This is a genomic window from Marinobacter sp. UBA3604, from assembly GCF_002375325.1.
In the GTDB taxonomy this organism is placed as follows: domain Bacteria; phylum Pseudomonadota; class Gammaproteobacteria; order Pseudomonadales; family Oleiphilaceae; genus Marinobacter; species Marinobacter salarius.
This window is the reverse complement of the sequence record NZ_DFMB01000017.1, coordinates 39,404-63,828: the sequence shown is the minus strand read 5'-3', so window position 1 is coordinate 63,828 and position 24,425 is coordinate 39,404. Positions and strand designations below refer to the sequence as shown.

General features: G+C 57.9%; 25 protein-coding genes. 23 read left to right on the top strand and 2 right to left on the bottom strand.

What is annotated here, in order from left to right; genetic code table 11:
- The first annotated feature begins 22 nt into the window (after positions 1–22).
- From B2590_RS05300 to flhB, 23 genes are all read left to right on the top strand, one after another.
- Positions 23–1,381, top strand: coding sequence for a DUF1329 domain-containing protein (locus B2590_RS05300; RefSeq protein ID WP_036204795.1), 1,359 nt, complete (start codon positions 23–25; stop codon positions 1,379–1,381).
- A 66-nt stretch (positions 1,382–1,447) separates the two neighbouring features.
- On the top strand, positions 1,448–1,774 hold the full coding sequence (locus B2590_RS05295; RefSeq protein WP_041335978.1) for a hypothetical protein: 327 nt from the start codon (positions 1,448–1,450) through the stop codon (positions 1,772–1,774).
- A 71-nt stretch (positions 1,775–1,845) separates the two neighbouring features.
- Entirely contained in the window at positions 1,846–3,297 is a 1,452-nt protein-coding gene (locus B2590_RS05290) for a sigma-54 dependent transcriptional regulator (RefSeq protein WP_036204813.1), read from the top strand.
- A 224-nt stretch (positions 3,298–3,521) separates the two neighbouring features.
- Entirely contained in the window at positions 3,522–4,790 is a 1,269-nt protein-coding gene (locus tag B2590_RS05285) for a sensor histidine kinase (protein ID WP_286811371.1), read from the top strand.
- 12 nt (positions 4,791–4,802) lie between these two features.
- Complete coding sequence (locus B2590_RS05280) at positions 4,803–6,269, top strand: sigma-54-dependent transcriptional regulator (protein ID WP_041335984.1); 1,467 nt, start codon at positions 4,803–4,805, stop codon at positions 6,267–6,269.
- Between the two features lie 217 nt (positions 6,270–6,486).
- Positions 6,487–6,855 carry a flagellar hook-basal body complex protein FliE gene (gene fliE / locus B2590_RS05275; RefSeq protein WP_036204822.1) on the top strand — a complete coding sequence of 123 codons (369 nt, stop codon included), beginning with the start codon at positions 6,487–6,489 and terminating at the stop codon, positions 6,853–6,855.
- 15 nt (positions 6,856–6,870) lie between these two features.
- Positions 6,871–8,568: a flagellar basal-body MS-ring/collar protein FliF gene (gene fliF, locus B2590_RS05270; protein ID WP_036204825.1), complete on the top strand. Its 1,698-nt coding sequence runs from the start codon at positions 6,871–6,873 to the stop codon at positions 8,566–8,568.
- Positions 8,561–9,601, top strand: coding sequence for a flagellar motor switch protein FliG (gene fliG, locus B2590_RS05265; RefSeq protein WP_041333672.1), 1,041 nt, complete (start codon positions 8,561–8,563; stop codon positions 9,599–9,601). The genes fliF and fliG overlap by 8 nt, the downstream gene beginning before the upstream one ends.
- Positions 9,601–10,452 (top strand): flagellar assembly protein FliH, encoded by an 852-nt coding sequence (locus B2590_RS05260; protein ID WP_036204831.1) that lies wholly within the window; start codon positions 9,601–9,603, stop codon positions 10,450–10,452. Before fliG ends, B2590_RS05260 begins: the two co-directional genes overlap by 1 nt.
- Positions 10,424–11,815 carry a flagellar protein export ATPase FliI gene (fliI, locus tag B2590_RS05255; RefSeq protein WP_227517887.1) on the top strand — a complete coding sequence of 464 codons (1,392 nt, stop codon included), beginning with the start codon at positions 10,424–10,426 and terminating at the stop codon, positions 11,813–11,815. Before B2590_RS05260 ends, fliI begins: the two co-directional genes overlap by 29 nt.
- Positions 11,815–12,255, top strand: a complete 441-nt coding sequence (gene fliJ, locus B2590_RS05250; RefSeq protein WP_036204835.1) for a flagellar export protein FliJ — start codon at positions 11,815–11,817, stop codon at positions 12,253–12,255. Before fliI ends, fliJ begins: the two co-directional genes overlap by 1 nt.
- 124 nt (positions 12,256–12,379) lie before the next feature.
- Positions 12,380–12,685: an STAS domain-containing protein gene (locus B2590_RS05245; RefSeq protein ID WP_036204837.1), complete on the top strand. Its 306-nt coding sequence runs from the start codon at positions 12,380–12,382 to the stop codon at positions 12,683–12,685.
- A gap of 32 nt (positions 12,686–12,717) precedes the next feature.
- Positions 12,718–14,484 carry an ATP-binding SpoIIE family protein phosphatase gene (locus B2590_RS05240; RefSeq protein WP_286811370.1) on the top strand — a complete coding sequence of 589 codons (1,767 nt, stop codon included), beginning with the start codon at positions 12,718–12,720 and terminating at the stop codon, positions 14,482–14,484.
- Positions 14,481–14,825, top strand: a complete 345-nt coding sequence (locus tag B2590_RS05235) for an Hpt domain-containing protein (RefSeq protein WP_036204841.1) — start codon at positions 14,481–14,483, stop codon at positions 14,823–14,825. Before B2590_RS05240 ends, B2590_RS05235 begins: the two co-directional genes overlap by 4 nt.
- 129 nt (positions 14,826–14,954) lie before the next feature.
- Complete coding sequence (locus tag B2590_RS05230) at positions 14,955–16,172, top strand: flagellar hook-length control protein FliK (RefSeq protein ID WP_127401628.1); 1,218 nt, start codon at positions 14,955–14,957, stop codon at positions 16,170–16,172.
- A 167-nt stretch (positions 16,173–16,339) separates the two neighbouring features.
- Positions 16,340–16,849: a flagellar basal body-associated FliL family protein gene (locus B2590_RS05225; protein ID WP_041333674.1), complete on the top strand. Its 510-nt coding sequence runs from the start codon at positions 16,340–16,342 to the stop codon at positions 16,847–16,849.
- A 103-nt stretch (positions 16,850–16,952) separates the two neighbouring features.
- Complete coding sequence (gene fliM / locus B2590_RS05220) at positions 16,953–17,951, top strand: flagellar motor switch protein FliM (protein ID WP_007155171.1); 999 nt, start codon at positions 16,953–16,955, stop codon at positions 17,949–17,951.
- Entirely contained in the window at positions 17,944–18,459 is a 516-nt protein-coding gene (gene fliN, locus B2590_RS05215) for a flagellar motor switch protein FliN (protein WP_036204846.1), read from the top strand. Before fliM ends, fliN begins: the two co-directional genes overlap by 8 nt.
- Before the next feature lie 64 nt (positions 18,460–18,523).
- Complete coding sequence (gene fliO, locus B2590_RS05210) at positions 18,524–18,940, top strand: flagellar biosynthetic protein FliO (protein WP_051946792.1); 417 nt, start codon at positions 18,524–18,526, stop codon at positions 18,938–18,940.
- A gap of 1 nt (position 18,941) precedes the next feature.
- On the top strand, positions 18,942–19,706 hold the full coding sequence (gene fliP / locus B2590_RS05205; protein ID WP_051946660.1) for a flagellar type III secretion system pore protein FliP: 765 nt from the start codon (positions 18,942–18,944) through the stop codon (positions 19,704–19,706).
- Positions 19,707–19,719: 13 nt separating this feature from the next.
- Complete coding sequence (fliQ, locus tag B2590_RS05200) at positions 19,720–19,989, top strand: flagellar biosynthesis protein FliQ (protein WP_007155167.1); 270 nt, start codon at positions 19,720–19,722, stop codon at positions 19,987–19,989.
- 6 nt (positions 19,990–19,995) lie between these two features.
- Positions 19,996–20,778, top strand: a complete 783-nt coding sequence (gene fliR, locus B2590_RS05195) for a flagellar biosynthetic protein FliR (RefSeq protein ID WP_036204848.1) — start codon at positions 19,996–19,998, stop codon at positions 20,776–20,778.
- A 15-nt stretch (positions 20,779–20,793) separates the two neighbouring features.
- Positions 20,794–21,930, top strand: a complete 1,137-nt coding sequence (flhB, locus tag B2590_RS05190; protein WP_036204851.1) for a flagellar biosynthesis protein FlhB — start codon at positions 20,794–20,796, stop codon at positions 21,928–21,930.
- Positions 21,931–22,310: 380 nt separating this feature from the next.
- On the opposite strand, the gene B2590_RS05185 is transcribed toward flhB, so the two are convergent.
- Both B2590_RS05185 and B2590_RS05180 read right to left on the bottom strand, forming a co-directional pair.
- A complete protein-coding gene (locus tag B2590_RS05185; protein WP_278366990.1) occupies positions 22,311–23,186 on the bottom strand; it encodes a class I SAM-dependent methyltransferase in 876 nt (291 codons plus the stop codon).
- Positions 23,167–24,423: a uracil-xanthine permease family protein gene (locus B2590_RS05180; RefSeq protein WP_007153962.1), complete on the bottom strand. Its 1,257-nt coding sequence runs from the start codon at positions 24,421–24,423 to the stop codon at positions 23,167–23,169. The genes B2590_RS05185 and B2590_RS05180 overlap by 20 nt, the downstream gene beginning before the upstream one ends.
- Positions 24,424–24,425: the final 2 nt, after the last annotated feature.

The window sequence follows — 24,425 nt, the reverse complement described above, 5'->3', positions numbered from 1 at the left end:
GTTACCTTGGAGGTAGAAGGGAATGCGGAACCAATGGGTCACGGGTTTTACAGTGGCATTGTTTGGGTTGTCAGGCGTTGCGTTGGCAAAGGTCAGTGAATCCGAAGCTCAGCGGCTGGCTAGCGAACTGACTCCAGTTGGAGCTGAGCGGCAGGGCAATGCCTCTGGCAGCATTCCGGCGTGGACAGGTGGGCTAACCAAGCCGCCCGCTAGTTGGAAACCGGGGCAGGTGGAAACCAACCCGTTTCCCGAGGATGAGCCTCTGTTTGTTATTACCGGCGCGAATGTGGATCTATATCGCGACAAGCTGACCGACGGACACATCCGTATGCTTGAGCAATATGGTCCGGAATTTGTGATGCCGGTGTACCAGACCCGTCGTACCGCGGCCTTCCCGGAAGATGTGTACGAAAAGTCCCGGGAGAATGCCCGCAGCGCGGAACTTCTGGCGAACGGAAACGGTGTGCGTGACACCATCATGACCAGCCCCTTCCCGATTCCAAAGAATGGCCTGGAGGTGATCTGGAACCACATCCTGCGTTATCGCGGAGAGGAACTGTCGTTCCGTAGCGCTTCAGCGACGCCCCAGGTGAACGGTTCCTACAACCAGGTTGTTAACCAGTACGACTATTACTTTGCCTATAGCCGCCGCGGCGCGAACCTCGCCGATATCGATAACAAGATTTTTTACCTGAAAACCGACACCATCGCGCCATCCAGTCTCGCGGGCACCATCACTCTGGTTCATGAAACCCTGGATCAGATTCGCTCACCCCGGCTCGCGTGGCGATACGATGCCGGCTCAAGGCGGCTGCGCCGGTCACCGAACCTGGCCTATGAAACCGATCTGCCGAACTCTTCATCCCTCCGCTCGGTTGATCAGAAAGACATGTACAATGGCGCCCCTAACCAGTACGACTGGGAGCTGAAAGGCAAGCGTGAGATCTTCGTGCCCTACAATGCCTACAAGCTTCACGACGCGGATGTCCAGCCGGACGATGTCATTCGGCCACAGCACATCAACCAGGAGTTGGCCCGATACGAGCTACATCGGGTATGGGTTGTCGAAGCGAAACTGCGGACCGGTATCAGTCATATCTATTCCCGCAGGGTGTTCTACGTCGACGAAGATAGCTGGCAGATTCTTGCCACGGAGGAGTACGACAGCAATGATGAACTCTGGCGGGTGTCCGAAGCTCACAACATCAGCTACTACAGTGAGCCGGTATTCTGGACTACCATGGAGATGACTTACGATCTGAACGCCCAGCGCTATTACATCGATGGTCTGGATAACGGCTTCCCCGCCTATGATTTCGAGCCAGGCTTCCGTGGTAATCAGTTTTCTGCCTCGGCAGCCCGGAGAGCAGCCCGCCGCTGATGACTGGCAGCCCCGGGCCGGTCGAGGCACGGGGCGCTACCGGACCGTTTTCAAGGAGATGCAATTATGTCGGTACCGGAACAGCTAGAGGCAGTGGATACCCTGGTTGAACACCTGAAGACCGCGCTTGCGGAGAAGAACTGGGACGAACTGTCCCGTCTGAATGAGCTGGTCAAACCGACGATCGAGCCGGTTATGGCGGCCCTTGAGGCCGGCGATCTGAGCCCTGAGCCAGTCAGGGAAAGGCTGGCAGCCCTGCAGACATTCTGTGATCGTGCCAATATTTCGGCAAATGAAGCCAAGGCGGAAGCCCAGAAAGCGCTGAAAGGGGTGAACCAGAACCGCAGCGCGGCAAAAGCCTATCAAAACGTCTCGTTAAATCGGCCAAAATAGCGTCATAAAATTGACTCAGGCCCACTTACAGTCTTAAATACCGCACAAATCCCCGCAAGAGATTCGTTTGGATGTCGAAGAATAACAAGGTGCTGGTGCTCAGCGAGGACGATGCGAAAAGACGTGACATTTCTACCATTCTTGAGTTTATCGGCGAAGAGGGCATTGTCGTTGGGGCCGATGCCCATTCACTGCTGAGCAGCGGTGACGCTGAGGATCTGGAGTCAATTTCCGTTGCCGTTGTTAACGGCGAGGACGATGGCGTGACCGCAGTGATTTCAACCGTGTGCGAGGTCGCTCAGGGGGTGCCTTTGCTGTTGGTTGGCGACCCTGATCTGGCGGGCCTCTCCGACGACGAGACAAGCCGGGTAATTGCCCGCATGGAATGGCCGCTTAACTACACCAAATTCGTGGACTCGCTCTACCGTGCACAGATCTACCGGGATCAGTTTGCACGTTCCCGTGAACGGGGGCAGCAACGTGGTCTGCAGCTTTTCCGTAGCCTTGTTGGTACGAGTCGAAAAGTGCAATCGGTACGCCAATTAATGGAGCAGGTGGCCGACAAGGATGTGAGTGTGCTGATTACTGGCGAGTCGGGAACGGGCAAGGAAGTGGTGGCGCGAAACCTCCATTACCATTCCTCTCGTCGCGACAAGCCCTTCGTGCCGGTCAACTGCGGTGCCATTCCAGCGGAATTACTGGAAAGCGAATTGTTCGGGCACGAGAAGGGCGCGTTCACCGGCGCGATCACGTCGCGGGTAGGTCGGTTTGAAATGGCCGAGGGGGGCACCCTGTTTCTGGACGAGATCGGCGACATGCCATTGAACATGCAGGTCAAGATTCTGCGGGTTCTGCAGGAACGCACTTATGAGCGTGTTGGCAGTAACCGGACTCAGTCAGCCGACGTCAGGGTCATTGCCGCGACTCATAAACATCTCGAAGACATGATTGAAACGGGCGATTTCCGTGAAGATCTCTATTACCGCCTGAACGTTTTCCCCATTGAAATGCCCGCTTTACGTGACCGGGTGGAAGACATTCCGCTGTTGATCAATGAATTGATTTCGCGGATGGAGAAAGAAAAGCGGGGCTCCCTCAGGCTGAACTCGGCGGCGATCATGAGTCTTTGCCGCCACGACTGGCCCGGGAATGTTCGCGAACTGGCGAATCTGGTGGAGCGGTTGGCGATTATGCACCCCTACGGTGTCATTGGGGTTCAGGAGTTGCCCAAGAAGTTCCGTTACGTTGACGATTACGACGAGAACCGGCCAGTGGAAGACTCCGGTATGCCCTCTGGCATTCCCGGGCTGGTGGGGCTGGATGCGCCGGCTCTGCTGCCGGTGAACGGCATCGACCTGAAGGACTACCTGTCCAATCTTGAAAGGCAGTTGATTCAGCAGGCGCTGGATGAGGCCGGAGGAGTAGTGGCCCGGGCAGCCGAAAAGCTTCGGATTCGTCGGACGACGCTGGTTGAGAAGGTCCGGAAGTATGGACTTCGGGATGAGGAGTCCGAGGAGAGCTGATCAATCCCCCAAAAAACCGGTTTCTGATGGCGTCAAAGGTTCGTAACCTTCGGCGCCATCGCTGTTTTTAGGCGACGGAAACCCGTCGTATACCTTTCCTCTGTTTTTCCTTCCTTTTGAAAAATAAACAAAATTTAAAGTTGGCACAGTGCTGGCTTAGTCTCGTCCAAACGATCCATCCGATTGGTACGGGCCGGGGGTTAGTCCGGTCAGAGGGCGAGTTTATGAGTCAGTTACAGTTTGTGGGTTTGTCGTCAGCAAAGGCGTCTGCCAATGCGGCTGCCGATGTCAATGACAAGGTGACGGCGTTGTTCCCGGAGCAGGACGATGAGGCTGTGGGGACAGCGTTGGAGCTGTTTAATCAGATGTCCCGACAGATCACTGATTCCTACCGCACTCTTGAGTCCCGTGTTAATCAGTTGTCCGGGGAGCTGTCCGCGGAATCCCAGCAGCGCCAGGCGGAGCTGGAGCAGAAAGAGGAGCTGGCAGACCGGCTCTCGACGCTTCTGCATGCGCTACCGGCCGGGGTTGTGGTGCTCGACAGCCAGGGGGTGGTGACCCAGACCAATCCGGCGGCGATCACGTTGTTGGGGGAGCCTCTTGGTGGAGAGCGGTGGGTGGATGTTATCCGTCGCTGTTTTGCGCCCCGCCGCGACGATGGCCACGAAGTGTCACTCAAGGATGGCCGTCGTGTCAGTATTGAAATTCGTACCATGGAAAACCAGCCGGGGCAGTTGATCCTGCTGACCGACTTGACTGAAACCCGTCATTTGCAGTCTCAGCTCGCCCATGCCCAGCGGCTTTCCGCCATGGGCAAGATGGTGGCCTCCCTGGCTCATCAAATTCGCACACCGCTGTCGGCTGCCATTCTGTATGGCGGGCACCTCAGCCAGGAAGACCTGGACGAGGAGATGCGTCAGCGTTGTGCCTCACGGTTGATGTCCCGCTTGACGCACCTGGAGCAGCAGGTGCGTGACATGCTTATTTTCGCCCGGGGCGAGACGCGGTTGGCAGAGGAATTGTCTGCCGACACCCTGGTTCAGGCGCTGGCTTCCGCGCTGGAAGGACTGAAGCTCCCTGCCGGTGTGTCGGTGGAGTTGAGTGACCAGGTCAATAGCGCCGCGCTGATGTGCAATCGTGATGCTCTGGTGGGTGCCTGTACCAACCTAGTGAACAACAGCGTGGAGGCCGGGGCGACGAACGTTGAAGTTGCCGTTGTGTCCGGTGACGAGGAACTGGTGGTGCGCGTGAGTGATAACGGTCCTGGGTTTACCACGGAGCAGGCAAGTCAATTGCTGGAAGCGTTCTATACCACCAAATCCCACGGCACCGGCTTGGGCCTTGCCGTGGTCCAGGCGGTGGTGAAAGCGCACCAGGGTCGTTTCTCGATTGATGCGCCTGCCGCCGGAGGTGCTGTTGCCATCATTTCCCTGCCATTGATGCGTTCGTTGTCGACGGGTGACCGTCGGCAGCAGCCATCAAAGAATGACTGATCGGAGGCTATTATGGCCAAAGCCCAAATTCTGATTGTTGAGGATGACCAGGATCTTCGAGAAGCGCTGGTTACCACCCTTGAGCTGGCAAAGTTTCGCGTGCGTGAAGCCGCCAATGCGGAGCAGGCCCTGGCGAAGCTGGCTGAGTCGCCGGTGGATATGGTTGTCAGTGATGTGAACATGCCTGGAATGTCCGGTCACGATTTGCTGCATGAAATACAAAGACGGTACCCCGGCCTGCCGACCATGCTGATCACCGCCTATGGTCAGATCAGCCATGCGGTGTCCGCGATGCAGTCCGGCGCCATCGACTACCTGGTCAAACCATTCGAGCCCTCAGTGCTCGTGGATGCGGTGACCAGAGTGGTCGGCGGCGGCCGTCAGAAAAGTGTCGACCAGCCCGTTGCGGAAGATCCGATCAGCAAACGGATGTTCCAACTGGCGGCGAAGGTGGCAGCCAGTGACTCGACGGTGATGATTTCCGGGGAAAGTGGAACTGGTAAAGAGGTGTTGGCGCGCTATATTCACCAGCAGTCTCCCAGGTCTGACCAGGCGTTCGTGGCGATCAACTGCGCGGCAATTCCCGAGAATATGCTGGAGGCCATCCTGTTTGGCCACGAGAAGGGCGCCTTTACCGGTGCGGTTGCATCCTCCCCGGGCAAGTTCGAGCAGGCCAACGGTGGCACCATCCTGCTGGATGAGATTTCGGAAATGGATCCTGGCCTGCAATCCAAGCTGTTGCGGGTGCTGCAGGAGCGCGAGGTTGAGCGGGTCGGTGGTCGCAAGACCATCGCCCTGGATGTACGGGTTATTGCCACCACCAACCGGGATCTGTCCGATTACGTGCGGGAAAACAAATTCCGTGAAGACCTGTACTACCGGCTGACAGTCTTCCCCATGCACTGGCAGCCACTGCGCGAACGTACACTGGATATCATGCCGCTGGCGAATGCGTTGCTGAAAAATCATTGCCGCAAGATGAAATTGACCGGCGTGACCTTCGCGCCCGACGCCAGAGATGCGCTGATGGGTCATCAATGGCCGGGCAACGTTCGCGAGCTGGACAACGCGATACAGCGGGCGCTGGTCTTGCACCAGGGGAATGTCATCCATGCTGGTGACCTTTGCCTGGAACTCGGAATTACCGGGCGTATGGAAAGTGGCCCCGCCGGCACGACATCTCCGGCCTCGCCACACCCAGTCGTTTCCGAATCCGGGGCTGAGTCACCTGATCGGGACGCTCAGGATACCTATGCCGAGGAAAGCCTGTCGGGTCTCGGAGCGCTATCTTCCACGTCACTGGGTGATGAAGTCCGACAGCGTGAATTCCGGATTATCATCCAAACGTTGAAAAAAGAGCGTGGTCGACGCAACCGGGCGGCGGAGCAGTTGGGTATCAGCCCGCGCACGCTCCGATACAAACTGGCCCAGATGCGCGATGCCGGCATCGATCTGGATGCAGAGCTGGCCGCCGCCTGACCACAGCCAACAGGCTCCTTCGTTCGGCACCCAAGGGTGCCGTTTTTTGTGCCCACGTCAAAAGACCGTCGCTGTCTTTCGCCTTTCTCTCCGATTGTTAATTAACATTATGAAAATTAACAAATAAATTATGTTGGCCTGCGGTTTGCTTTGACCTGTTCAGATATGTCCAGGTCAATGGCTTGCCCATTTATACGGCGGGCCGGGAGAGTGAATCATGGTTCAGCGTGCTGACATCAACAGTGTCCTTTCAGAAATTCGCAATATGCGCTCGCAGATGATGGAGAATCAGCGGGTTGAACAGGACAACAACATTCGCGGACGGATGGACGGGCCGTCCAAGGTCCAGGAAACCTCCGACACTCCCAAATTCAGCGACATGCTCAGCCAGGCTGTGGGTTCTGTGAACGAACTCCAGCAAACATCCAGTGATATGAAGACGGCGTATGAAATGGGCGATCCGAACATGGATATCTCCCGCGTCATGATCGCGTCTGAAAAAGCATCCATCTCCTTCGAGGCATTGACCCAGGTCCGTAACCGGGTGGTGAAGGCCTACGAAGACATCATGAATATGCCGGTTTGATAGCGGAGCGGACCCATGGCCAGCGTACCTGCTGAAACCTCATCCTCGAACATGCCCGCGGCGCGGGGAGACGATACCGGCGAGAGCCGTAGCGACCTGATTTTCGGCTTCAACCGGTTGAACCTGCTGCGACAGGTGGGCCTGATGGTGGGGCTTGCCGCCAGTGTTGCCCTTGGCGTTGCCGTGGTTCTCTGGGCCCAGGAGCCCAATTACCAGCCTGTGGTGGGGGATATGTCCGGCTACAACCCACAGGATGTCACGACCATTCTTGATGCCAACAACATCGACTACCGTATGGATCCACGCACAGGCGCATTGCTGGTGCCCTCCGATGAGGTCTATAACGCCCGCCTGAAACTTGCAGCAGAGGGCGTGACGGACGAGCAGACCATGGGCTACGAACTGCTGGACCAGGACCGTGGACTTGGAACCTCTCAGTTTATGGAAACCATCAGTTTCCGCCGTGGCCTGGAAGGCGAGCTGGCACGAACGATTGGCAGCATGCGCACGGTTCGTGCCGCTCGGGTTCATCTGGCGATTCCGGAGCGCTCGGTGTTTGTCCGCGACGCGCGCACGCCGACAGCGTCCGTGTTCCTTGAAGTAATTGCCGGTCGTCGCCTGGAGCAGGAGCAGATTGCCTCGATCGTGAACCTGGTTGCCGGCAGCATTCCGGAAATGAGCAAGGACAATGTGACCGTGGTCGACCAGAGTGGAAACCTGCTCACCGGTCGTGAAGACGGCGGTGACAGCCAGCAGATTGAAGACCAGTACGATTACACCTCCCGCGTTGAGGATCGCCTGGCTCGTCGGGTTGCCTCCATGGTCAGGCCGGTGGTGGGCGACGGTCGTTTCCGTGCGGAAGTGACGGCTGATCTCGATTTCTCCTCGGTGGAACAGGCTGAGGAGCTGTTCAATCCCGAACAGCAAGCTGTGCGCAGCGAGCGCCAGATGTCCGAGCGGCGTGCCGGTGGCGGCGCCAGTGGAATCCCCGGCGCCCTGTCCAACCAGCCGCCCGCTCAGCCGACAGTTCCGGAACAGGCAACCGCCGATGACGAGGGCAACGTCCAGGCGCCGCCGGTGAACGTGCGTGAAGAGTCGACCCGAAACTACGAAATGGACCGCACTGTCAGCTATATCCGCCAGGAACTTGGCCGCATAAAACGTTTGTCGGTAGCCTTGGCGGTTGATGATATGAAAGTGGTGGATCCCCAGACCGGCGAAGTCAGCTATGAACCCTGGCCGGAACAGGAACTGCAGCGCCTGACCATGCTGGTACGCGATGCCGTGGGGTATTCGGCCGCCCGGGGTGACAGTGTTACGGTGATGAACACTGCGTTCGCCGCCGAAGAGCAGATCGAGTTTGAAGCACCGGCGTTCTGGGAGCAGCCGTGGTTCTGGGACCTGATGAAGCAGGTGCTCGCAGGCCTGGTCATTCTGGTTCTGGTTCTGGGCCTGTTGCGACCCACCCTGAAAAGTCTGTCCGGCGGTGGCCGCAGCGAACGCAGGGGTGACTCCGACGACGGCTATGACGGCCTTGATGGCATCGAAGGCGGCGACGCTCTGCGCGAAGCCATGCATTCACAGGACGATCTGCTTTTGCCCGGCGCGACAGACAGCTATGATAGGCAATTGAATGCACTGAAAGGCCTGATTGCTGAAGACCCCGCAAGGGTCTCCCAGGTGATGCGCCAGTGGGTGAATGTCGATGACTGATGAGAACAACCGCCAGCCTGATGCGGCGCAAAAGCCCCAGCGCAAGATTCCGCGGGTGGAGCAGGCGGCAATCCTGCTGATGTCACTGGGCGAAAACGACGCTGCCGAAGTGCTCAAGCACATGGGGCCGAAAGAGGTCCAGCGGGTTGGCGTGGCCATGGCCCAGATGAAAGACGTCAGCAAGGACGACGTTACCTATGTCCTGAACCAGTTTGTCGAGGCTGTTGGCGGCCAGACCGGGCTGGGGGTTGGCAATGATGATTACATTCGCACCATGCTCACCCAGGCCCTGGGGGACGACAAGGCCTCCAGCCTGATCGACCGTATCCTTATTGGTGGCAACACCACCGGCCTGGATACCCTGAAGTGGATGGAACCCCGTGCGGTGGGCGATATTATCCGTTACGAGCACCCCCAGATTCAGGCCATCGTTATTTCCTACCTCGATCCGGACCAGGCCGCGGAGATCCTCGGCACTCTGGACGACAAGGTGCGCCTGGATGTAATGATGCGGGTGGCTTCGCTGGAAAGTATCCAGCCGCAGGCACTGCAGGAACTCAACGATATCCTCGAGAAGCAGTTCTCCGGTGGCTCAGCGGCCCAGACCAGCCGCATCGGCGGGGTCAAACGGGCGGCTGACATCATGAACTTCATGGACCGCAGCGTTGAAGGCGGCCTGATGGATTCCATCAAGGACATGGACCCGGACCTGGCGTCCACAATCGAGGACTTGATGTTTGTCTTCGATAACCTCAAGGACATTGACGACCGTGGTATTCAGGCGTTGCTGCGGGAAGTGTCTTCCGAGGTGCTGGTCGTCGCGCTCAAGGGCGCCGATGACGCCGTTCAGGAGAAAATCTTCAAGAACATGTCCAAGCGGGCCGCAGAACTTCTGCAGGATGACCTGGAGGCCAAGGGGCCGGTACGGGTCAGTGAAGTGGAGTCTGCCCAGAAGGACATTATTACCATTGCCCGTCGTATGGCTGAAGCTGGTGAGATCACCCTTGGTGGTGCTGGCGAAGAAATGATGTGATGAAAGATCCCCGTCGCAACCTCGATCGCATTCCCAAGGAAAACCTCACGGCCTACGAGCGTTGGGAGCTTCCGCTGTTGGATGCGCGCGGCAATGAAATCGCGCAGGAAGAAGACCGCGACGTAAAGCCGTTGACCGCCGCTGATATTGAGGAGATCCGCCAGGCGGCCCGTGAAGACGGTCATGCGGAAGGCCGTGACGCAGGGTATCAGGCGGGGCTGAGTGAAGGTCGTGAGCAGGGGCACCGGGAAGGCTTTGAAGCAGGGCTTGCCGAGGGCCGCGAGCAGGGCGCGGAGGAAGGCCTGGCGGACACCCGCAAGGAGGTGGATGCCAAGCTGGACCGGCTGGAGCATTTGCTTGGCGAATTACTGGAACCAATCAAACGCCATGAAGACGAGGTGGAAACGGCGTTGGTCAATCTGACGACCGTTCTTGCGCGCTCCGTGGTGTTCCGGGAGCTGTCGTTGGATTCTTCCCACATTACCGACGTGGTCCGCAAGGCGATGACGGCGCTACCATCTACAACGGAAAACGTGCGCATCCATATTCATCCGGATGACTATCAATGGGTCAGTGAGGTTGCCGACAGGTTCGAGGCGGCGACCTCCATTGTCGAAGATGCTTCTGTTCTCCGGGGCGGTTGCAAGCTGGAAACCCGCCACAGCCTGGTGGACTTCACGGTGGAAAAACGCTTCCAGAAGGCCGTTCAGGGCATGCTGGACCGCCAACTGGACACCGAATCCGCCGGTGAGGGGGAAGAGCTTGATGCCATGATGGGCGATCTGACCGACTTCCGGCACGATGTGCTTGACTCCGACGAGGATGAAGGCCATGACAGCACACCTGGCTGAACGCCTGACACGACTGCAGGATTACTTTACCGAAGACCCCCAGCCGGAACTGTCCGGGCGGCTGACGCGCATGGTAGGCCTTACCCTGGAATGTGTGGGTTGCCCCATGGTGGTCGGCGACCGCTGCGTGATTACCGGGCAGGGCGCCGGCACCGTGGAAGCGGAAGTGGTGGGTTTTGAGGATGACCGTGTCTATCTGATGCCGCTTACGGCCATAGAGGGGTTGCGCCCTGGAGCCAGGGTGGTGCCGTTGTCGGTGGCCAGCCGGGTGCCGGTCGGCCCGGAGTTGCTGGGGCGGGTGGTCAACGGCAACGGCGAGCCACTGGACGGCAAGGGCCCGCTGCAGGCGGAAGCCCGCGTGTCTCTCAGTGGCGATATCATCAACCCGCTGGACCGTGCGCCGGTGCGTCAGTCCATGGATGTGGGTATCCGGGCTATCAATTCACTGATGACTGTCGGCCAAGGGCAGCGCCTGGGCCTCTTTGCCGGCAGCGGCGTTGGCAAGAGTGTTCTCTTGGGTATGATGACCCGCTTCACCAACGCGGATATCACGGTGGTTGGCCTGATCGGCGAACGGGGTCGTGAGGTTAAAGAGTTCATTGAGGATATCCTTGGGGACGAAGGGCTTGCCCGCTCTGTTGTGGTTGCCTCCCCCGCCGATGACTCACCACTGATGCGCCTGCGTGCTGCCATGCTGACCACCCGGATTGCGGAATACTACCGGGATCAGGGCAAGCGGGTATTGCTGTTGATGGATTCATTGACCCGCTATGCACAGGCCCAGCGGGAAATTGCTCTGGCCGTGGGCGAGCCTCCAGCCACCAAGGGCTATCCGCCTTCGGTTTTCGCCAAATTGCCGCAACTGGTTGAGCGTACCGGCAATGGCAGGCCTGGTGGTGGCTCTATTACCGCATTCTATACCGTACTGACGGAAGGCGATGACCAGCAGGATCCTATCGCGGACGCCGCGCGGGCGATCCTGGATGGCCACATTGTGCTGTCCCGGCGATTGGCGGAAGAAGGCCATTACCCCGCCATCGATGTGGAGGCGTCCATCAGCCGGGTAATGCCGCAGGTTACCGAGACCGAACATTTTGCCCGCGCCCAGCGCTTCAAACAGGTCTACTCCCGCTATCAGCAGGCCAGGGACCTGATCAGTGTCGGGGCCTATGTAAAAGGATCAGATCCTGAAACCGATTTTGCCATCACCCATATCGGCAACATGGGACAGTTCCTCCAGCAGGGGTTGAACGAAAGCGCACCGTTGGAGGACAGCATCCAGCAGTTGCTTGCGGTGGTGCCGGAAAGACGCTCTCCCGATCGCCCCAAGACCCCACCACAGGCCGATGGAGGTGGTAGGTGATGCTCAGGTCCCAGCGCCTTTCGGTCGTGCTCACTCTGGAAGAACGTAAAGAAAAGGCCGCCCTGGAAAAAATGGCGGAAGCACAGCAGCATCATGAAGCCCAGCGCCAGCAGATAGAAAACCTTGAGCGGTATCAGCGGGAATACCGGGAACAGATCCGCAGTAGCCAGAAAGGTGTGGTGTCTGTTGCTCGCCTCCAGGGCTGGCAGGCGTTTATAGCCCAGTTGGATCAGGTGATTGTGCAACAGCAGAAACTGCTGACACAGGCGGCAGAACGGCTCCAGGCATGCCGGGAAGAATGGCAGAGGGCCTGGGAGCGGCGCCGGGGAATGGAAAAGTACATTGAAACCTGTCGCCGGCACGAGCAGCGGGAGCAGGATGTCAGGGAACAGAAGCAAATGGACGAAGCCGCCGGGCGGATACTGGCGAGGCGGCGCTGAGCGGGTTGCCAAATGGCAAACGGCGGATGCAAATTCGGTGTTGTAAGCTATCCTTTATGTCAGGGTGCCCTGGGCACACCTGTCATTTCCCGTTACCCGGCACGCATACCATGGAGGCTCCGGAATGCCGATTCATACGCATCGCAGTGACGATGGCCAGACCCTGACCATAAAAATTGAAGGGCGTTTCGATTTCAGCACCCATCAGGCGTTTCGTGATGCGTACGAACATGGCGACGAAAAGGTGAGCTGCTTTGTCGTCGATCTTTCGGACACCACCTACCTCGACAGTTCCGCCCTTGGCATGTTGCTGTTGCTGCGTGATTACGCGGGGGGTGACCGTGCCCGGATTCGCATCGAAAACTGCAACAGCGATGTGCGTCGTATTCTGTCAATCTCCAACTTTGAACAATTGTTCGCGATTCGCTGAATCACCCGGGGAAGACGTCACGGAGGCCCGATGTGGATGATCCACTCCCAGAAAACCGGCCACTCCGGATTCTCATTGCCGATGACAGCCACAGTGATCGTCTGATACTCAAAACCCTGTTGCGCCGCCTTGGTCACGAGGTTGAAGACGCCGAAAACGGACTGGAAGCCGTCAATATTTTCCGCAAGTCCGCGCCAGACATCGTCCTGCTGGATGCATTGATGCCGGTTATGGATGGAATGGAGGCCGCCCGCCAGATCAAGGTGCTGGCGGGAGAGCAGTTGGTTCCCCTGATTTTCCTGACATCACTGTCGGACGCCGGCGCCCTGGCTCGTTGCCTGGAGGCTGGCGGCGACGATTTTCTGACCAAACCCTACAATCGCATCATCATTGAAGCCAAGATTAACGCCTTCAATCGCATGCGGTTGATGCACCGCACCCTGAGCCATCACCGGGATCTGATTCGCGAACGCAACAGCACGCTATTGGAAGAGCAGAAGGTTGCGAAGCGGGTGTTTGACAACGTTGCCCATACAGGTTGTCTGGACGCGCCCAATATCCGCTTTCATGCGTCGCCGATGTCAATTTTCAATGGCGACGTGCTGTTCGCCTGTCCACGCCCGGCTGGCGGCATGCAAATACTGATTGGGGATTTCACTGGTCATGGCCTGCCGGCCGCCATCGGCGCCATGCCCGTGGCGGAAATTTTCTACGGCATGACCAGCAAGGGATTCAGTGGCAGCGATGTACTCCGGGAGATCAACCAGAAACTGGGCCGGATACTGCCCACCGGAATGTTCTGTTGTGCAGCCATGATCCAGGCGGATTTTCACCTGAACCAGCTGCAGATCTGGAATGGAGGGCTCCCTGACGGAGTGTTACTGAGAAAGGATGGAGCGCGTGAAACCATTGTTTCACGGCACCTGCCCTTGGGGGTGCTCGGCAGTGCACGGTTTGATGCGGGTATGGATGTGTTCCATACCGAGCCGGGTGATACCTTGCTGATGATGACAGACGGTGTGATGGAGGCTGAGAACCATCAGGGTGAGATGTATGGAGAGCAGCGCCTTGCCCGCTCTCTCGACGAAATGAGCCGACAGGGGGCACCGTTTGAAACCATTATGGCCGGCATTCGTACCTTTACCGGAAATCAGCCTGAACAGGACGACCTGACGTTGATCAGCCTGCGAATGGCGGAAGACGCGGAACTGGTTGGTATTTCCGATCGACTGCCCCAGTCCGCACTGGAGGGGCCGTCGGAGTGGCGCTGTGTGTACGAGGTTCAGGATCGAACCCTGGGGCAGTTCAGCCCCCTGCCTTTGCTGCTGCATATCTGCATGGAGGTGCCGGGGCTGCGCCGGAAGAGTGGCGAGATATATACGCTGTTGTCTGAGCTGTACAGCAACGCACTGGAACACGGTGTGCTTGGCTTGTGCTCGGACTGGAAGGCGACACCCGACGGATTCGGGCACTACTACGCTGAACGTGAGCGGAGGCTGGCCGATGTGGCGGGCCACTTTATACGCTTTACGTTGACCCATACCATGACAGACAGGGGCGGGCAGCTGGTTATTGTCTGCGAAGACAGTGGCAGTGGCTTTGATTTCAGCAGTGTGCGTCCGGAGGCCGAAGATGAGCGCCGCTATTCAGGCAGAGGTTTGCTGTTGTTACAAAAAATTGGGCGTTCCCTGAATTACCGGGAACATGGCACCAAGGCTGAAATTGTATATGATTGGTATTTTTCTGAGGTTACTGGCCGTGAGGGCAGTATCACCCAACAACCAGGGGGTTGGTCATGACGGACAAACCACACCTTGATGAAGAAGCGTTGGCCGAGTTGCAGGAAGTCATGGAGAATGAGTTCGACATTCTGATCAATACTTACCTCCATGATTCCTCTGACCGTATTGCGCATCTGCGGTCGGCACTGGAAAAATCGGATGCTGACGCGTTCGCAAAATCCGCTCACAGCTTCAAAGGCAGTTGCATCAATATTGGTGCCCCTCGACTGGGCGAACTTTGTTTCGAGGCGGAGAAGGCGGGCCGCGACAATCAATTGTCACAGGCCGGAGCAATGCTCGACGACATCGAGAATGAATTCCGACAGGTTGAGGGCACACTCAAGCGTTTTATTGCGTGACGTGAACGAATGGCATCGCTTTTGCTTTGATACCCTACAGGTGCGCTGAAAAGCAGGATTAGCGCGCTGAAAGGGCGTCTGCAGCGTTCAGATTCCACCGTCATCCAGTAAAAGCGGCAAGAGGTTGCCATGTCCCAAATGGTTCTTCCCCAGGCTTCCCCACAGGGTCCACAGGCCGATAACGGTTCGAAAAGCGTCTCAGGCAATCGGGAAAAAAACGGCGATAGTCCGTTTGATTCCGTGTCTCGTGAGGAGCAGCAACGAATCGATCGAAAACAGGCTGAAAAGCGTGATCAGGCTCGGGCCGAGGATACTGGCCGTGCCGACCAGGCCGGCCGGGACAAAAGCGAAAGCAAACCCGCCGATGACCCTGAGGAGCCGCGAACCAATGCCCAGGCTGACAACTCGGAGGTTCAGGGCAAGGAAGGGGCTCCGGAAAAACCGACTGCAGAAAAAGAGGAGGCCGCTCCAGCTGGGGATGCTGAGTCTCCATCGTTAGTGGATCAGGAAGCGCCGAAGGAGGTTGTTCCCCTGACATTCGCTGAGCTTCAGGCTCTGCTGATGCCGGCGGGGGGGAACACCACGGCAGTGTCAGGCGGCAACCCGGGTGCCGGTAATGGCGTACTGCCGGGTGTGCAAGCATTTGCCGGAATGATTGCAGGCCTGCCTGGCAATACCGCAGGCAAACAGGCTCTGTCGACAGCGCAGGGAGCTGGCTCAGGCGCTGCGCCGGGCCTGGCATTGACCGACGCTTTGTTGTCGGGTGTAGCAGCAGACGCATCGCGTCCTCAGGAAACCCCATCGCTGCAAGGCGCGGTGCGCTTCCAGGCCGCTGCAGAATTGGCTAACCAGCAGCTGGCCAATCCGAATACGGCAAAGCTGCCTGCAGAGGTTGCCAACTTGCGAGGGTATACCACCTCTATTGATGTACCGGTCAGTCACGCGGAGTGGGGGGACAAGCTCGTCGGAAAGCTGACCTGGCTGACAGCACGAAATATGTCTGTCGCCGAAATACATCTCACACCGCCTGATATGGGGCCCATGGAAGTCAGGGTTCAGGTTCAGCAGGAGCAGGCACACATTACCGTTCATTCTGCCAACCCGGCCGTGCGGGACCAGCTTGAACTGCACAGCCACCGTCTCAGGGACATGCTGAGTGAGCAGGGGCTGTCACTGGACCAGTTTGACGTCAGTGATTCATCGCAGCAGCAAGCCGGCGAGGACAATGCCGGGGAGGGCAGCAAGGATGAGAGGGCAGTACTTGCCGATGGCGGACTGGACGAACAGGATCTACCATCTGAATCCCTTGATCTGACCTGGAAAGGCGAAGTTGATATCTTCGCCTGACCTCGGCACCCCTTCACCTGATGATTCTGCATCACTCTCCCTTTGCCCATCCTCCCCAGCAACGCTAAACTGCTGTTCTGATAGGGAGGATGGGGTTATCTGGCCCGTCCTTTGCTTAAACCTCTTTATAACCGTTCCGGTTGACGGATTTCTGGCAGACCTACGTTATGGCTGAAAACAATGCGCCCCCTGAGGCGCCGGCAAAGAAAGGCAAGCTCAAACTGATACTGATGCTGACCGTGGTGATTGTTCTGGCGGTCGGGTTGTCAGTCGTTGGTACCATGTGGTTTCTGGGCGGTGGCATCCCGGGCATGGCTGATGCAGAACAGGAAGACAGCTCGGAGCAGGTTGAAGTGTTTGTGCCCAGCACCTACACGGTGCTGGAGAAGGCTCTGGTCACGACAGTGCAGGCCGAAGGGCGGCAACGCTATGCCCAGGTATATCTGGCTTTCGAGGCTCAGGACCCGGCAGCACTGGCTGCGGCCAACCAGCATATGCCGTTGCTTCGCAGCAAACTGATCGGCGTACTCGGTGGCAGGGACTTTAATGAGTTACAGACGCCGGAAGGCCGGAAGGCGCTGGCCGATGATATGCTGGCGACCGTTAACAGCGCGCTAGAACAGGAAGGGGAGTCGCCCTTGCTGGCCGTGCTGTTCAGGAACTTTGTCGTTCAGTAGAGAATGCGTTAGAAATGCATTAGCAATGTACTAGAGACAATCTAGGGCAAGCTAAAGAATGCAACAGCGCCCGGTAGGGCGGACATCACAGGCAGAGAAACGTATGCAGGACTTACTGTCACAGGACGAAATTGACGCGCTCCTCCATGGTGTGGATGACGGCGACATTGATACCTATGATGAAACCGACGAAGCCGGTATCAAGTCCTACGACCTTGCCAGCCAGGACCGCATTGTCCGTGGCAGGATGCCTACGCTGGAAATGATCAACGAGCGTTTCGCCCGCTATACCCGGATCAGCCTGTTCAATCTGTTGCGCCGCAACGCCGATGTGTCCACCGGTGGTGTTCAGATCATGAAGTTCGGCGAGTACATCCACACCCTGTACGTGCCCACCAGCCTCAACCTCTGCAAGGTTCGCCCGCTTCGGGGGACTTCGCTGTTTGTGCTGGATGCCAAGCTGGTTTTCAAGCTGGTGGACAACTTCTTCGGCGGGGAAGGCCGACACGCCAAAATCGAGGGCCGCGAATTTACCCCGACGGAAACCCGTATCGTACAGATGGTGCTTGACCAGGTGTTTCATGACATGCGGGAAGCCTGGCATGCGGTGTTGAAGGTGGATTTCGAGTACCTCAGTTCCGAAGTCAACCCGGCCATGGCCAACATCGTCAGCCCCAGTGAGGTGGTGGTTGTGAGCACCTTCCACATTGAGCTTGATGGTGGTGGTGGCGAGCTGCACATGGCGCTGCCGTACTCCATGATTGAACCCATAAGGGATGTGCTGGACGCTGGCGTCCAGAGCGACATTGACGACGTGGATGAACGCTGGGTCAGTGCGCTTCAGGAAGACATCAAGGACGTGAATGTTCCCATTAACACCACGGTTTGCCGCCGACGCATTTCTCTTCGCGACATTGCCAAACTGAAGGAAGGTGACATCATCCCCGTGGAAATCCCCGAGTTACTGACCCTGACTGCCAATGGCATTCCGGTCTACAAAGCCACGATGGGAACCCGTGATGGCAAGCTGGCGCTAAGGATTCATGACCGGGCGACGGTGCCCAAAGTGAAAAAACAACTGAAGGTGGGACGCAATGGCTGACGACGATAAGAAAGACGAGCAGGAACTCAGCGAAGACGAGAAGCTTGCCGCCGAGTGGGAATCCGCCATGGAAGAGTCGGGGGATGCCGACGAAGATGGCCGCGAGGACGAATGGGCTGCGGCCATGGCAGAGGCTGGAGAAACCGACGACGATGACGGCAGCGACGACGCCAAAGATAATGTCCGTGCGGCACCTATGGAAGAGTTTCCGGAGGGATCGAACTTCAGCCAGGGCACTGGTCCCGCACCGGACCTGGATGTCATCCTCGATATTCCCGTGACCATTTCCATGGAAGTGGGTAACACCCAGATTCCGATTCGCAACCTGTTGCAGTTGAATCAGGGCTCGGTCATTGAACTGGACCGGCTGGCGGGTGAGCCGCTGGACGTGCTGGTCAATGGCACCCTGATTGCCCACGGCGAAGTGGTCATGGTGAACGAGAAGTTCGGCATCCGCCTGACGGACGTCATCAGCCCCGGCGAACGCATTAAGCGGTTGCAGAAATAGGATGGTGCGGGTGCATCGTTTTGCTGTCCGTTATGGCGTTCCCGGCATGTTACTGGCGGCCTTTATGCCTGCCTTGACGCGCGCTCAGGAGCAGGAAGGGCCGGCCCGGGAAGTTGCCAGCGCACCGGATACCGTGGCCACCATGCTGACGCTGGGCGTGGGCCTGCTGGCGGTGATTGCCATTATCTTTGGTTGTGCCTGGATTGTGCGTCGCATGAGCGGGATGACGGGCGGCAACACCCGGGCTATCAAGGTGGTCTCGGTGATGCCCATGGGCACGCGTGAGCGGATTGCCCTGGTCGAAGTCGGTGGCAAACAGATTCTGATTGGTGTTACGCCTTCAGCCATTCGCACGTTGCATGTGTTTGATGAACCGGTCGTCAGTGCCGGTGATCCTGTGTCCAGTGATTTCGCCCGTAAACTCCAAGGCATGATCGGGAAATCCTGGGGCTCCGGTTCTTCATCGAAGGAAGGTTCCTGACATGGCGGTACCTGTGTCCGGGCGCATCCTGGCGTTACTGACCCTTTTCATTCTTACGGCCTGGGCGCCCACTGCGCTGGCGGATATACCCGGTATTCCGGCCTTTACGGTAACGCCGGGCGAGGAAGAGGGCGTTCAGGAATACTCCGTATCCCTGCAAATCCTGGCGCTGATGACGGCGCTGACGTTCCTGCCTGCCATGCTGATGATGATGACGTCGTTCACCCGCATCATCGTGGTGTTCGCAATCCTGCGTCAGGCTCTTGGGCTGCAGTCCACGCCTTCCAACCAGATCCTTCTCGGCCTGACACTGTTCCTGACCATCTTCATCATGAAGCCGGTCCTGGAAGAGGTGAACGAAGTGGCTCTGCAGCCGTACATGCAGGAAGAACTCAGCTCGTTGGAGGCGGTTGAGCAGGCCAGTCAGCCCTTCCGGAAGTTCATGCTGGCACAAACCCGGGAAAGTGACTTGGGCCTGTTCATGCGTATCGCCGACGAAGAATACGACACCGCTGAAGACGTTTCCTTTTGGGTGCTGCTGCCGGCCTTCGTGACCAGCGAACTGAAAACCGCGTTCCAGATCGGATTCATCCTGTTTATTCCGTTTCTGATTATCGACATGGTGGTCGCCAGCGTACTGATGGCGATGGGTATGATGATGTTGTCTCCGATCATCATTTCACTACCGTTCAAAATCATGCTGTTTGTGCTGGTGGACGGCTGGGCCCTGATCATGGGCACGCTGGCCGCCAGTTACGGGATATAGGGGAGAGCCGACCATGACACCCGAAACCGTTATCGACATTCTGCGTGAAGCTCTGTGGATGATCGTGCTGTTGGCAAGCCTGATTATTGGGCCAGGCCTGGTGATTGGTCTTGTGGTCAGTACCTTCCAGGCCGCCACCCAGATCAACGAACAGACCCTCAGCTTCCTGCCCCGGCTGCTGGTGACACTGATCACCATTATCGTTGCTGGTCCGTGGATGCTGACCCAGCTCCTTGATCATGCAAACCGGCTGATCACCAGCATTCCTTACCTGATCGGCTGACCCGGCATGCCCACGGAGATATCAGCCGACCTGATCAACCAGTGGGTAGGTCAACACCTGTGGCCGCTGTTCCGGCTGGCCAGCTTCATGATGGTCATTCCCTTTATCGGCACCCAGCTTGTCCCGGCACGGGTTCGTTTAGGGCTCGCTCTTATTATCACTATCCTGGTAGTGCCCATGATCCCGCCCGTGCCCCAGGTGGATGCATTCAGTGCTGACGGGGTTGTGATCACCTTGCAGCAGATCCTCATCGGTGTGGGTATGGGGTTTGCCCTGACGGCCCTGTTCCAGCTGTTTGTTGTGGCCGGCCAGATGATCGCCATGCAAATGGGGCTTGGTTTTGCCTCCATGGTTGATCCGGCCAACGGCGTGAGTGTGCCGGTGCTGGCGCAGATCTACACCATCACCATTACTTTGCTGTATCTGGCGATGAACGGGCACCTGGTGGCGTTCGAAGTTTTCATAGAGAGCTTCCGTACCATCCCCATTGGCCTGGAAGGTTTGGGGCAGACTGGTGTGTGGCAGCTTGCCCATCGCATCAGCTGGATATTTGTGTCCGCTATATTGCTGGCCCTTCCTGCTGTCACTGCCGTGTTTATCGTGAATATTTCCTTTGGGGTTATGACACGTGCTGCTCCCCAGATGAACATTTTTGCCCTGGGTTTTCCGATTGGCCTGATTTTTGGATTATTTGCCATATGGGTGCTGCACGCCAATTTTCTGCCACATTTCGAGCAGTACACCCGGGAGACGTTTGAGTTCATGCGCAACCTGCAAGGGCAGCCTTAGTAGCGACGGAAAACCATGGCCGAAGAAAACGACAACAGCCAGGAAAAAACCGAAGAGGCCACCCCCCGAAGGCTTGAGAAAGCCAGGGAGGACGGCCAGACTGCGCGTTCCAAGGAACTGGCGACCATGGCTGTTCTGTTGGCTGGTGCCGGCGGCCTGCTGATGTTTGGCGCGTCAATGGGCGCTTCCCTGGAAAGTATCATGCGCGACAGCTTCGTGTTGGAGCGCTCCGCCATCTTCGACACCCGGCATATGAGCGTCCAGCTGATTGCCTCCACCAAGGAGGCCGCCCTGTCCCTGGCGCCCTTGCTGATCCTCTTGCTCGTCGCTGCAGTCGCGGGCTCGATTGGTATTGGTGGTCTGCTGGTCAGCGGAAAAGCCATCGCCCCCAAGCTCAATAGAATGGACCCTCTCAAAGGTCTCAAGCGCATGTTCTCCATGCGTTCGCTGATTGAACTGGTCAAAGCCATCTTGAAAGTCGGCCTGGTGATGGCGGTAGCGATCCTGATATTGAACCTGCGTACGGATGACCTGCTTAGCATCGCTGAAGAGCCTGCGAGATCGGCCATGGAGCATGTTGTGTGGACCATGGCCTGGAGTTTTTTCATCCTTGCCTGTGCCACCATCGTCATTGCCGCGATCGACGTGCCGTTCCAGATCTTTGATCACCAGAAAAAGCTGCGCATGACCAAGCAGGAGGTGAAAGACGAATACAAGGATACGGAAGGCAAGCCGGAAGTGAAGGGCAAGATCCGTCAGTTGCAGCGTGAGATGGCTCAGCGTCGGATGATGCAGGATGTCCCGGGCGCGGATGTGGTGATCACTAACCCGACGCATTATGCGGTGGCGTTGAAGTACGATCAAAAGAAGATGGCGGCGCCGATTGTGGTGGCGAAAGGGTCGGACGAAACGGCTTTCAAGATCATGGAGATTGCCCGCGAGAACAAGGTGGAGATTCTCCGCACGCCGCCTTTGGCGCGGGCGGTTTACCACAACACTGACATCGGGGGTGAAATCCCGGATGGTCTGTACATGGCGATCGCCCAGGTGCTTGCCTATGTGTTCCAGCTTCGTCAATTCCGTAAGGGACGGGGCGAGAAGCCCCAGATGCCGAAGTTTCCGATTCCTTCGGATTTGCGGCGCGATGTTTAGCTTAGTGCTGGCCTGCTGTCCTTTGCCTGCTGCCTAGCCTGATGGTTTGGGGGAGGTGGCTCTGCGGGTGGGCTGCCCAAAACACGCTCCTTCGGCACATCCATGTGACGCTTGGACTCCGCCATCCATGGCTCCGTACAGTTCTGGGCAGCCCACCCGCAGAGCCACTTCTGTCATCACAGATATCGCAATAGGACCAATCTGATTACTTACTTTGCTTGCGATATCGATGTTGCCCGAGAGGGTGTGGGGAAGGGACTCCCAAAAACGTGGAGCGCCATGGATGGCGCGACCGAGCCCTACAGGGACGTATTCACGGGCGTTTTTTGGGAGTCCCTTTCGCACACCCGCTAACGCCAAACCGGAAGGCTGAAAGCAGGTTACACCGAGGCCTCAATAACCCGAACCATAGGATCACGGCGGCTCTCCGGAATTGGGAGTTGGCCGTAGAGGTCAGCAGGGTTGTGGACGGTAACGGAGGGAAAGCCGCAAGCACCGAAGTGCTCAGCCGCTTGTTGGTCGTCCAGGAAATGGAAGCTGACATCACTGCGGGTAACGGTGCTTAGTAGTCCGCCGAGGGATTTCAGGGCACCGCGTAACAGCGGCTGGTTAGGCATCAGGTAGCTATCGGACAGATAGACCGAACCCGGGCGCTGTTGCAGCAGTGCCGCCAGGCGTTTCCAGAATTCGGAAATAACCGGCAAGGAAAAATAACTGGTCAGTCCTTCGGTGACGACAACCACCGGTTCTTTGCTGTCGAACGCTCTCGCGAAAACCGCCTCCAGTGTCTGTTCACCGGATTCCGCCAGGATATCGATGGGCATTACCTGATGGTGATCGCCCAGGCGGCCGGATACCAGGAGTCGTGCGGCTTTTTTGGTGGCCATGTCAGGGAGGTCGGCTTCCACCATATGGAGGTGTGGGTGCTTTTCCCGCAAGCGGATGCCCCTTGGAGACATTCCGCAGGCAATTTCCAGAACCTGGGTGACGCCACGTTCGAGGGCCTGTTCTATCAGGTGATCGATGATCATGTGGCGCTGCAGCAGGAAGGTGCGGATGTTGCCGCCGATGAGTGTTTTGCTGCCGACCTCGAAGGGCGTCATCAGGTGATACAGCCAGCGCCCCTGATCCGTCGCAAGCACGTCGTCGGAAAGGCCGTACCGGTGCCATACGGCACCGGTATAGAGGGCGGTAAAGCTGATGCCGGAGCTGTCAGCCATTTTCATGGGTCGGCCGTCAGTGGGTGTCTTTCTCATGAATCCTTGCGCCCCATGCTTCGCCTTTGCCTGGCAGGATCAGGTTGAGGGCTATGGCAACCACCGCGCAAAGGGCGATGCCCTCCAGGTTACCAATCGCCATGCCACCAATCCCGAAGACCAGAGTGACGGCAACGATGACCAGGTTGCGTGCCTGCGACAGGTCGACCTGGTGACGAATCAGGGTATTCAGACCGACAACGGCAATAGAGCCGAACAGCAGGCACAGGATGCCGCCCATCACCGGCGCCGGGATGGTTTGCAGTGCTGCGCCGAACTTGCCGATGAACGCCAGCACGATGGCAATGCACGCCGCCCAGATCATGACTTTGGGATTAAAGTTCTTGGTCAGCACCACCGCGCCCGTAACCTCTGAATAGGTGGTGTTGGGTGGGCCACCAAGGGCTGAGGCAGCACTGGTGGCAAGGCCATCGCCCAGCAGGGTGCGGTGCAGGCCGGGCTTCTCCAGATAGTTTTTGCGGGTAACGGTACCGATGGCGAGGATGTCGCCAATGTGTTCAATGGCCGGTGCGATGGCCACGGGAATCATGAACAGGATGGCTGCCCAGCTGAACTCCGGCGCCACAAAGTTGGGGATGGCGAACCAGGGCGCGTTGGTGATGGGTGACAGGTCCACGATGCCGGCAAAGGCCGACAGAATGTACCCGACAATAATGCCGAACATGATCGGGATCAGGCGGAAGATGCCGCTGGACCAGACAGCCATAATCACGGTCACGGCCAGGGAGATCATCGCAATCCAGATAGCGGTGTCGTAGGGCACCAGTTGTTGCGCGCCATCACCGGTGCGGCCAGAAGCCATGTGGACAGCCACCGGCGCCAGGCCAAGGCCGATGACCATGATCACCGGACCGATGACCACCGGGGGCAGCAGGCGGGTGATGAAACCGGTACCGCGCAGACGTACCGCGCCACTCAAAATGATATAGAGGATGCCCGCAGCCATCAGGCCACCGAGTGTCTCCTCAAGGCCGAAGCGCCCCTTGGCGGCAATGATCGGGGCGATAAAGGCGAAGGATGAAGCCAGGAAAATGGGAATCTGGCCGCCGGTGACGATGTGGAAAATCAGCGTGCCAATACCGGCAGTGAACAACGCAACGTTGGGGTCGAGGCCGGTAATCAGAGGCATCAGTACCAGTGCGCCAAAAGCCACCAGCAGCATCTGTGAGCCGGCAATGGCCTGTTTCCAGACCGGGTCGGTGCTATGGTCCTGCATGA

What these genes read in the sequence shown, in the direction of transcription:
- fliJ (WP_036204835.1), top strand. Translation starts at nt 11,815, where the DNA reads ATGCTCAGGTCCCAGCGCCTTTCGGTCGTGCTCACTCTGGAAGAACGT.
- flhB (WP_036204851.1), top strand. Translation starts at nt 20,794, where the DNA reads ATGGCCGAAGAAAACGACAACAGCCAGGAAAAAACCGAAGAGGCCACC.
- B2590_RS05180 (WP_007153962.1), bottom strand. Translation starts at nt 24,423, where the DNA reads ATGCAGGACCATAGCACCGACCCGGTCTGGAAACAGGCCATTGCCGGC.
- fliE (WP_036204822.1), top strand. Translation starts at nt 6,487, where the DNA reads ATGGTTCAGCGTGCTGACATCAACAGTGTCCTTTCAGAAATTCGCAAT.
- fliP (WP_051946660.1), top strand. Translation starts at nt 18,942, where the DNA reads ATGGCGGTACCTGTGTCCGGGCGCATCCTGGCGTTACTGACCCTTTTC.
- B2590_RS05300 (WP_036204795.1), top strand. Translation starts at nt 23, where the DNA reads ATGCGGAACCAATGGGTCACGGGTTTTACAGTGGCATTGTTTGGGTTG.
- fliI (WP_227517887.1), top strand. Translation starts at nt 10,424, where the DNA reads ATGAAGGCCATGACAGCACACCTGGCTGAACGCCTGACACGACTGCAG.
- B2590_RS05235 (WP_036204841.1), top strand. Translation starts at nt 14,481, where the DNA reads ATGACGGACAAACCACACCTTGATGAAGAAGCGTTGGCCGAGTTGCAG.
- fliG (WP_041333672.1), top strand. Translation starts at nt 8,561, where the DNA reads ATGACTGATGAGAACAACCGCCAGCCTGATGCGGCGCAAAAGCCCCAG.
- fliQ (WP_007155167.1), top strand. Translation starts at nt 19,720, where the DNA reads ATGACACCCGAAACCGTTATCGACATTCTGCGTGAAGCTCTGTGGATG.
- B2590_RS05285 (WP_286811371.1), top strand. Translation starts at nt 3,522, where the DNA reads ATGAGTCAGTTACAGTTTGTGGGTTTGTCGTCAGCAAAGGCGTCTGCC.
- B2590_RS05225 (WP_041333674.1), top strand. Translation starts at nt 16,340, where the DNA reads ATGGCTGAAAACAATGCGCCCCCTGAGGCGCCGGCAAAGAAAGGCAAG.
- B2590_RS05260 (WP_036204831.1), top strand. Translation starts at nt 9,601, where the DNA reads ATGAAAGATCCCCGTCGCAACCTCGATCGCATTCCCAAGGAAAACCTC.
- fliN (WP_036204846.1), top strand. Translation starts at nt 17,944, where the DNA reads ATGGCTGACGACGATAAGAAAGACGAGCAGGAACTCAGCGAAGACGAG.
- B2590_RS05230 (WP_127401628.1), top strand. Translation starts at nt 14,955, where the DNA reads ATGTCCCAAATGGTTCTTCCCCAGGCTTCCCCACAGGGTCCACAGGCC.
- B2590_RS05245 (WP_036204837.1), top strand. Translation starts at nt 12,380, where the DNA reads ATGCCGATTCATACGCATCGCAGTGACGATGGCCAGACCCTGACCATA.
- fliM (WP_007155171.1), top strand. Translation starts at nt 16,953, where the DNA reads ATGCAGGACTTACTGTCACAGGACGAAATTGACGCGCTCCTCCATGGT.
- B2590_RS05290 (WP_036204813.1), top strand. Translation starts at nt 1,846, where the DNA reads ATGTCGAAGAATAACAAGGTGCTGGTGCTCAGCGAGGACGATGCGAAA.
- B2590_RS05185 (WP_278366990.1), bottom strand. Translation starts at nt 23,186, where the DNA reads ATGAGAAAGACACCCACTGACGGCCGACCCATGAAAATGGCTGACAGC.
- fliF (WP_036204825.1), top strand. Translation starts at nt 6,871, where the DNA reads ATGGCCAGCGTACCTGCTGAAACCTCATCCTCGAACATGCCCGCGGCG.
- B2590_RS05280 (WP_041335984.1), top strand. Translation starts at nt 4,803, where the DNA reads ATGGCCAAAGCCCAAATTCTGATTGTTGAGGATGACCAGGATCTTCGA.
- fliR (WP_036204848.1), top strand. Translation starts at nt 19,996, where the DNA reads ATGCCCACGGAGATATCAGCCGACCTGATCAACCAGTGGGTAGGTCAA.
- fliO (WP_051946792.1), top strand. Translation starts at nt 18,524, where the DNA reads ATGCCTGCCTTGACGCGCGCTCAGGAGCAGGAAGGGCCGGCCCGGGAA.
- B2590_RS05295 (WP_041335978.1), top strand. Translation starts at nt 1,448, where the DNA reads ATGTCGGTACCGGAACAGCTAGAGGCAGTGGATACCCTGGTTGAACAC.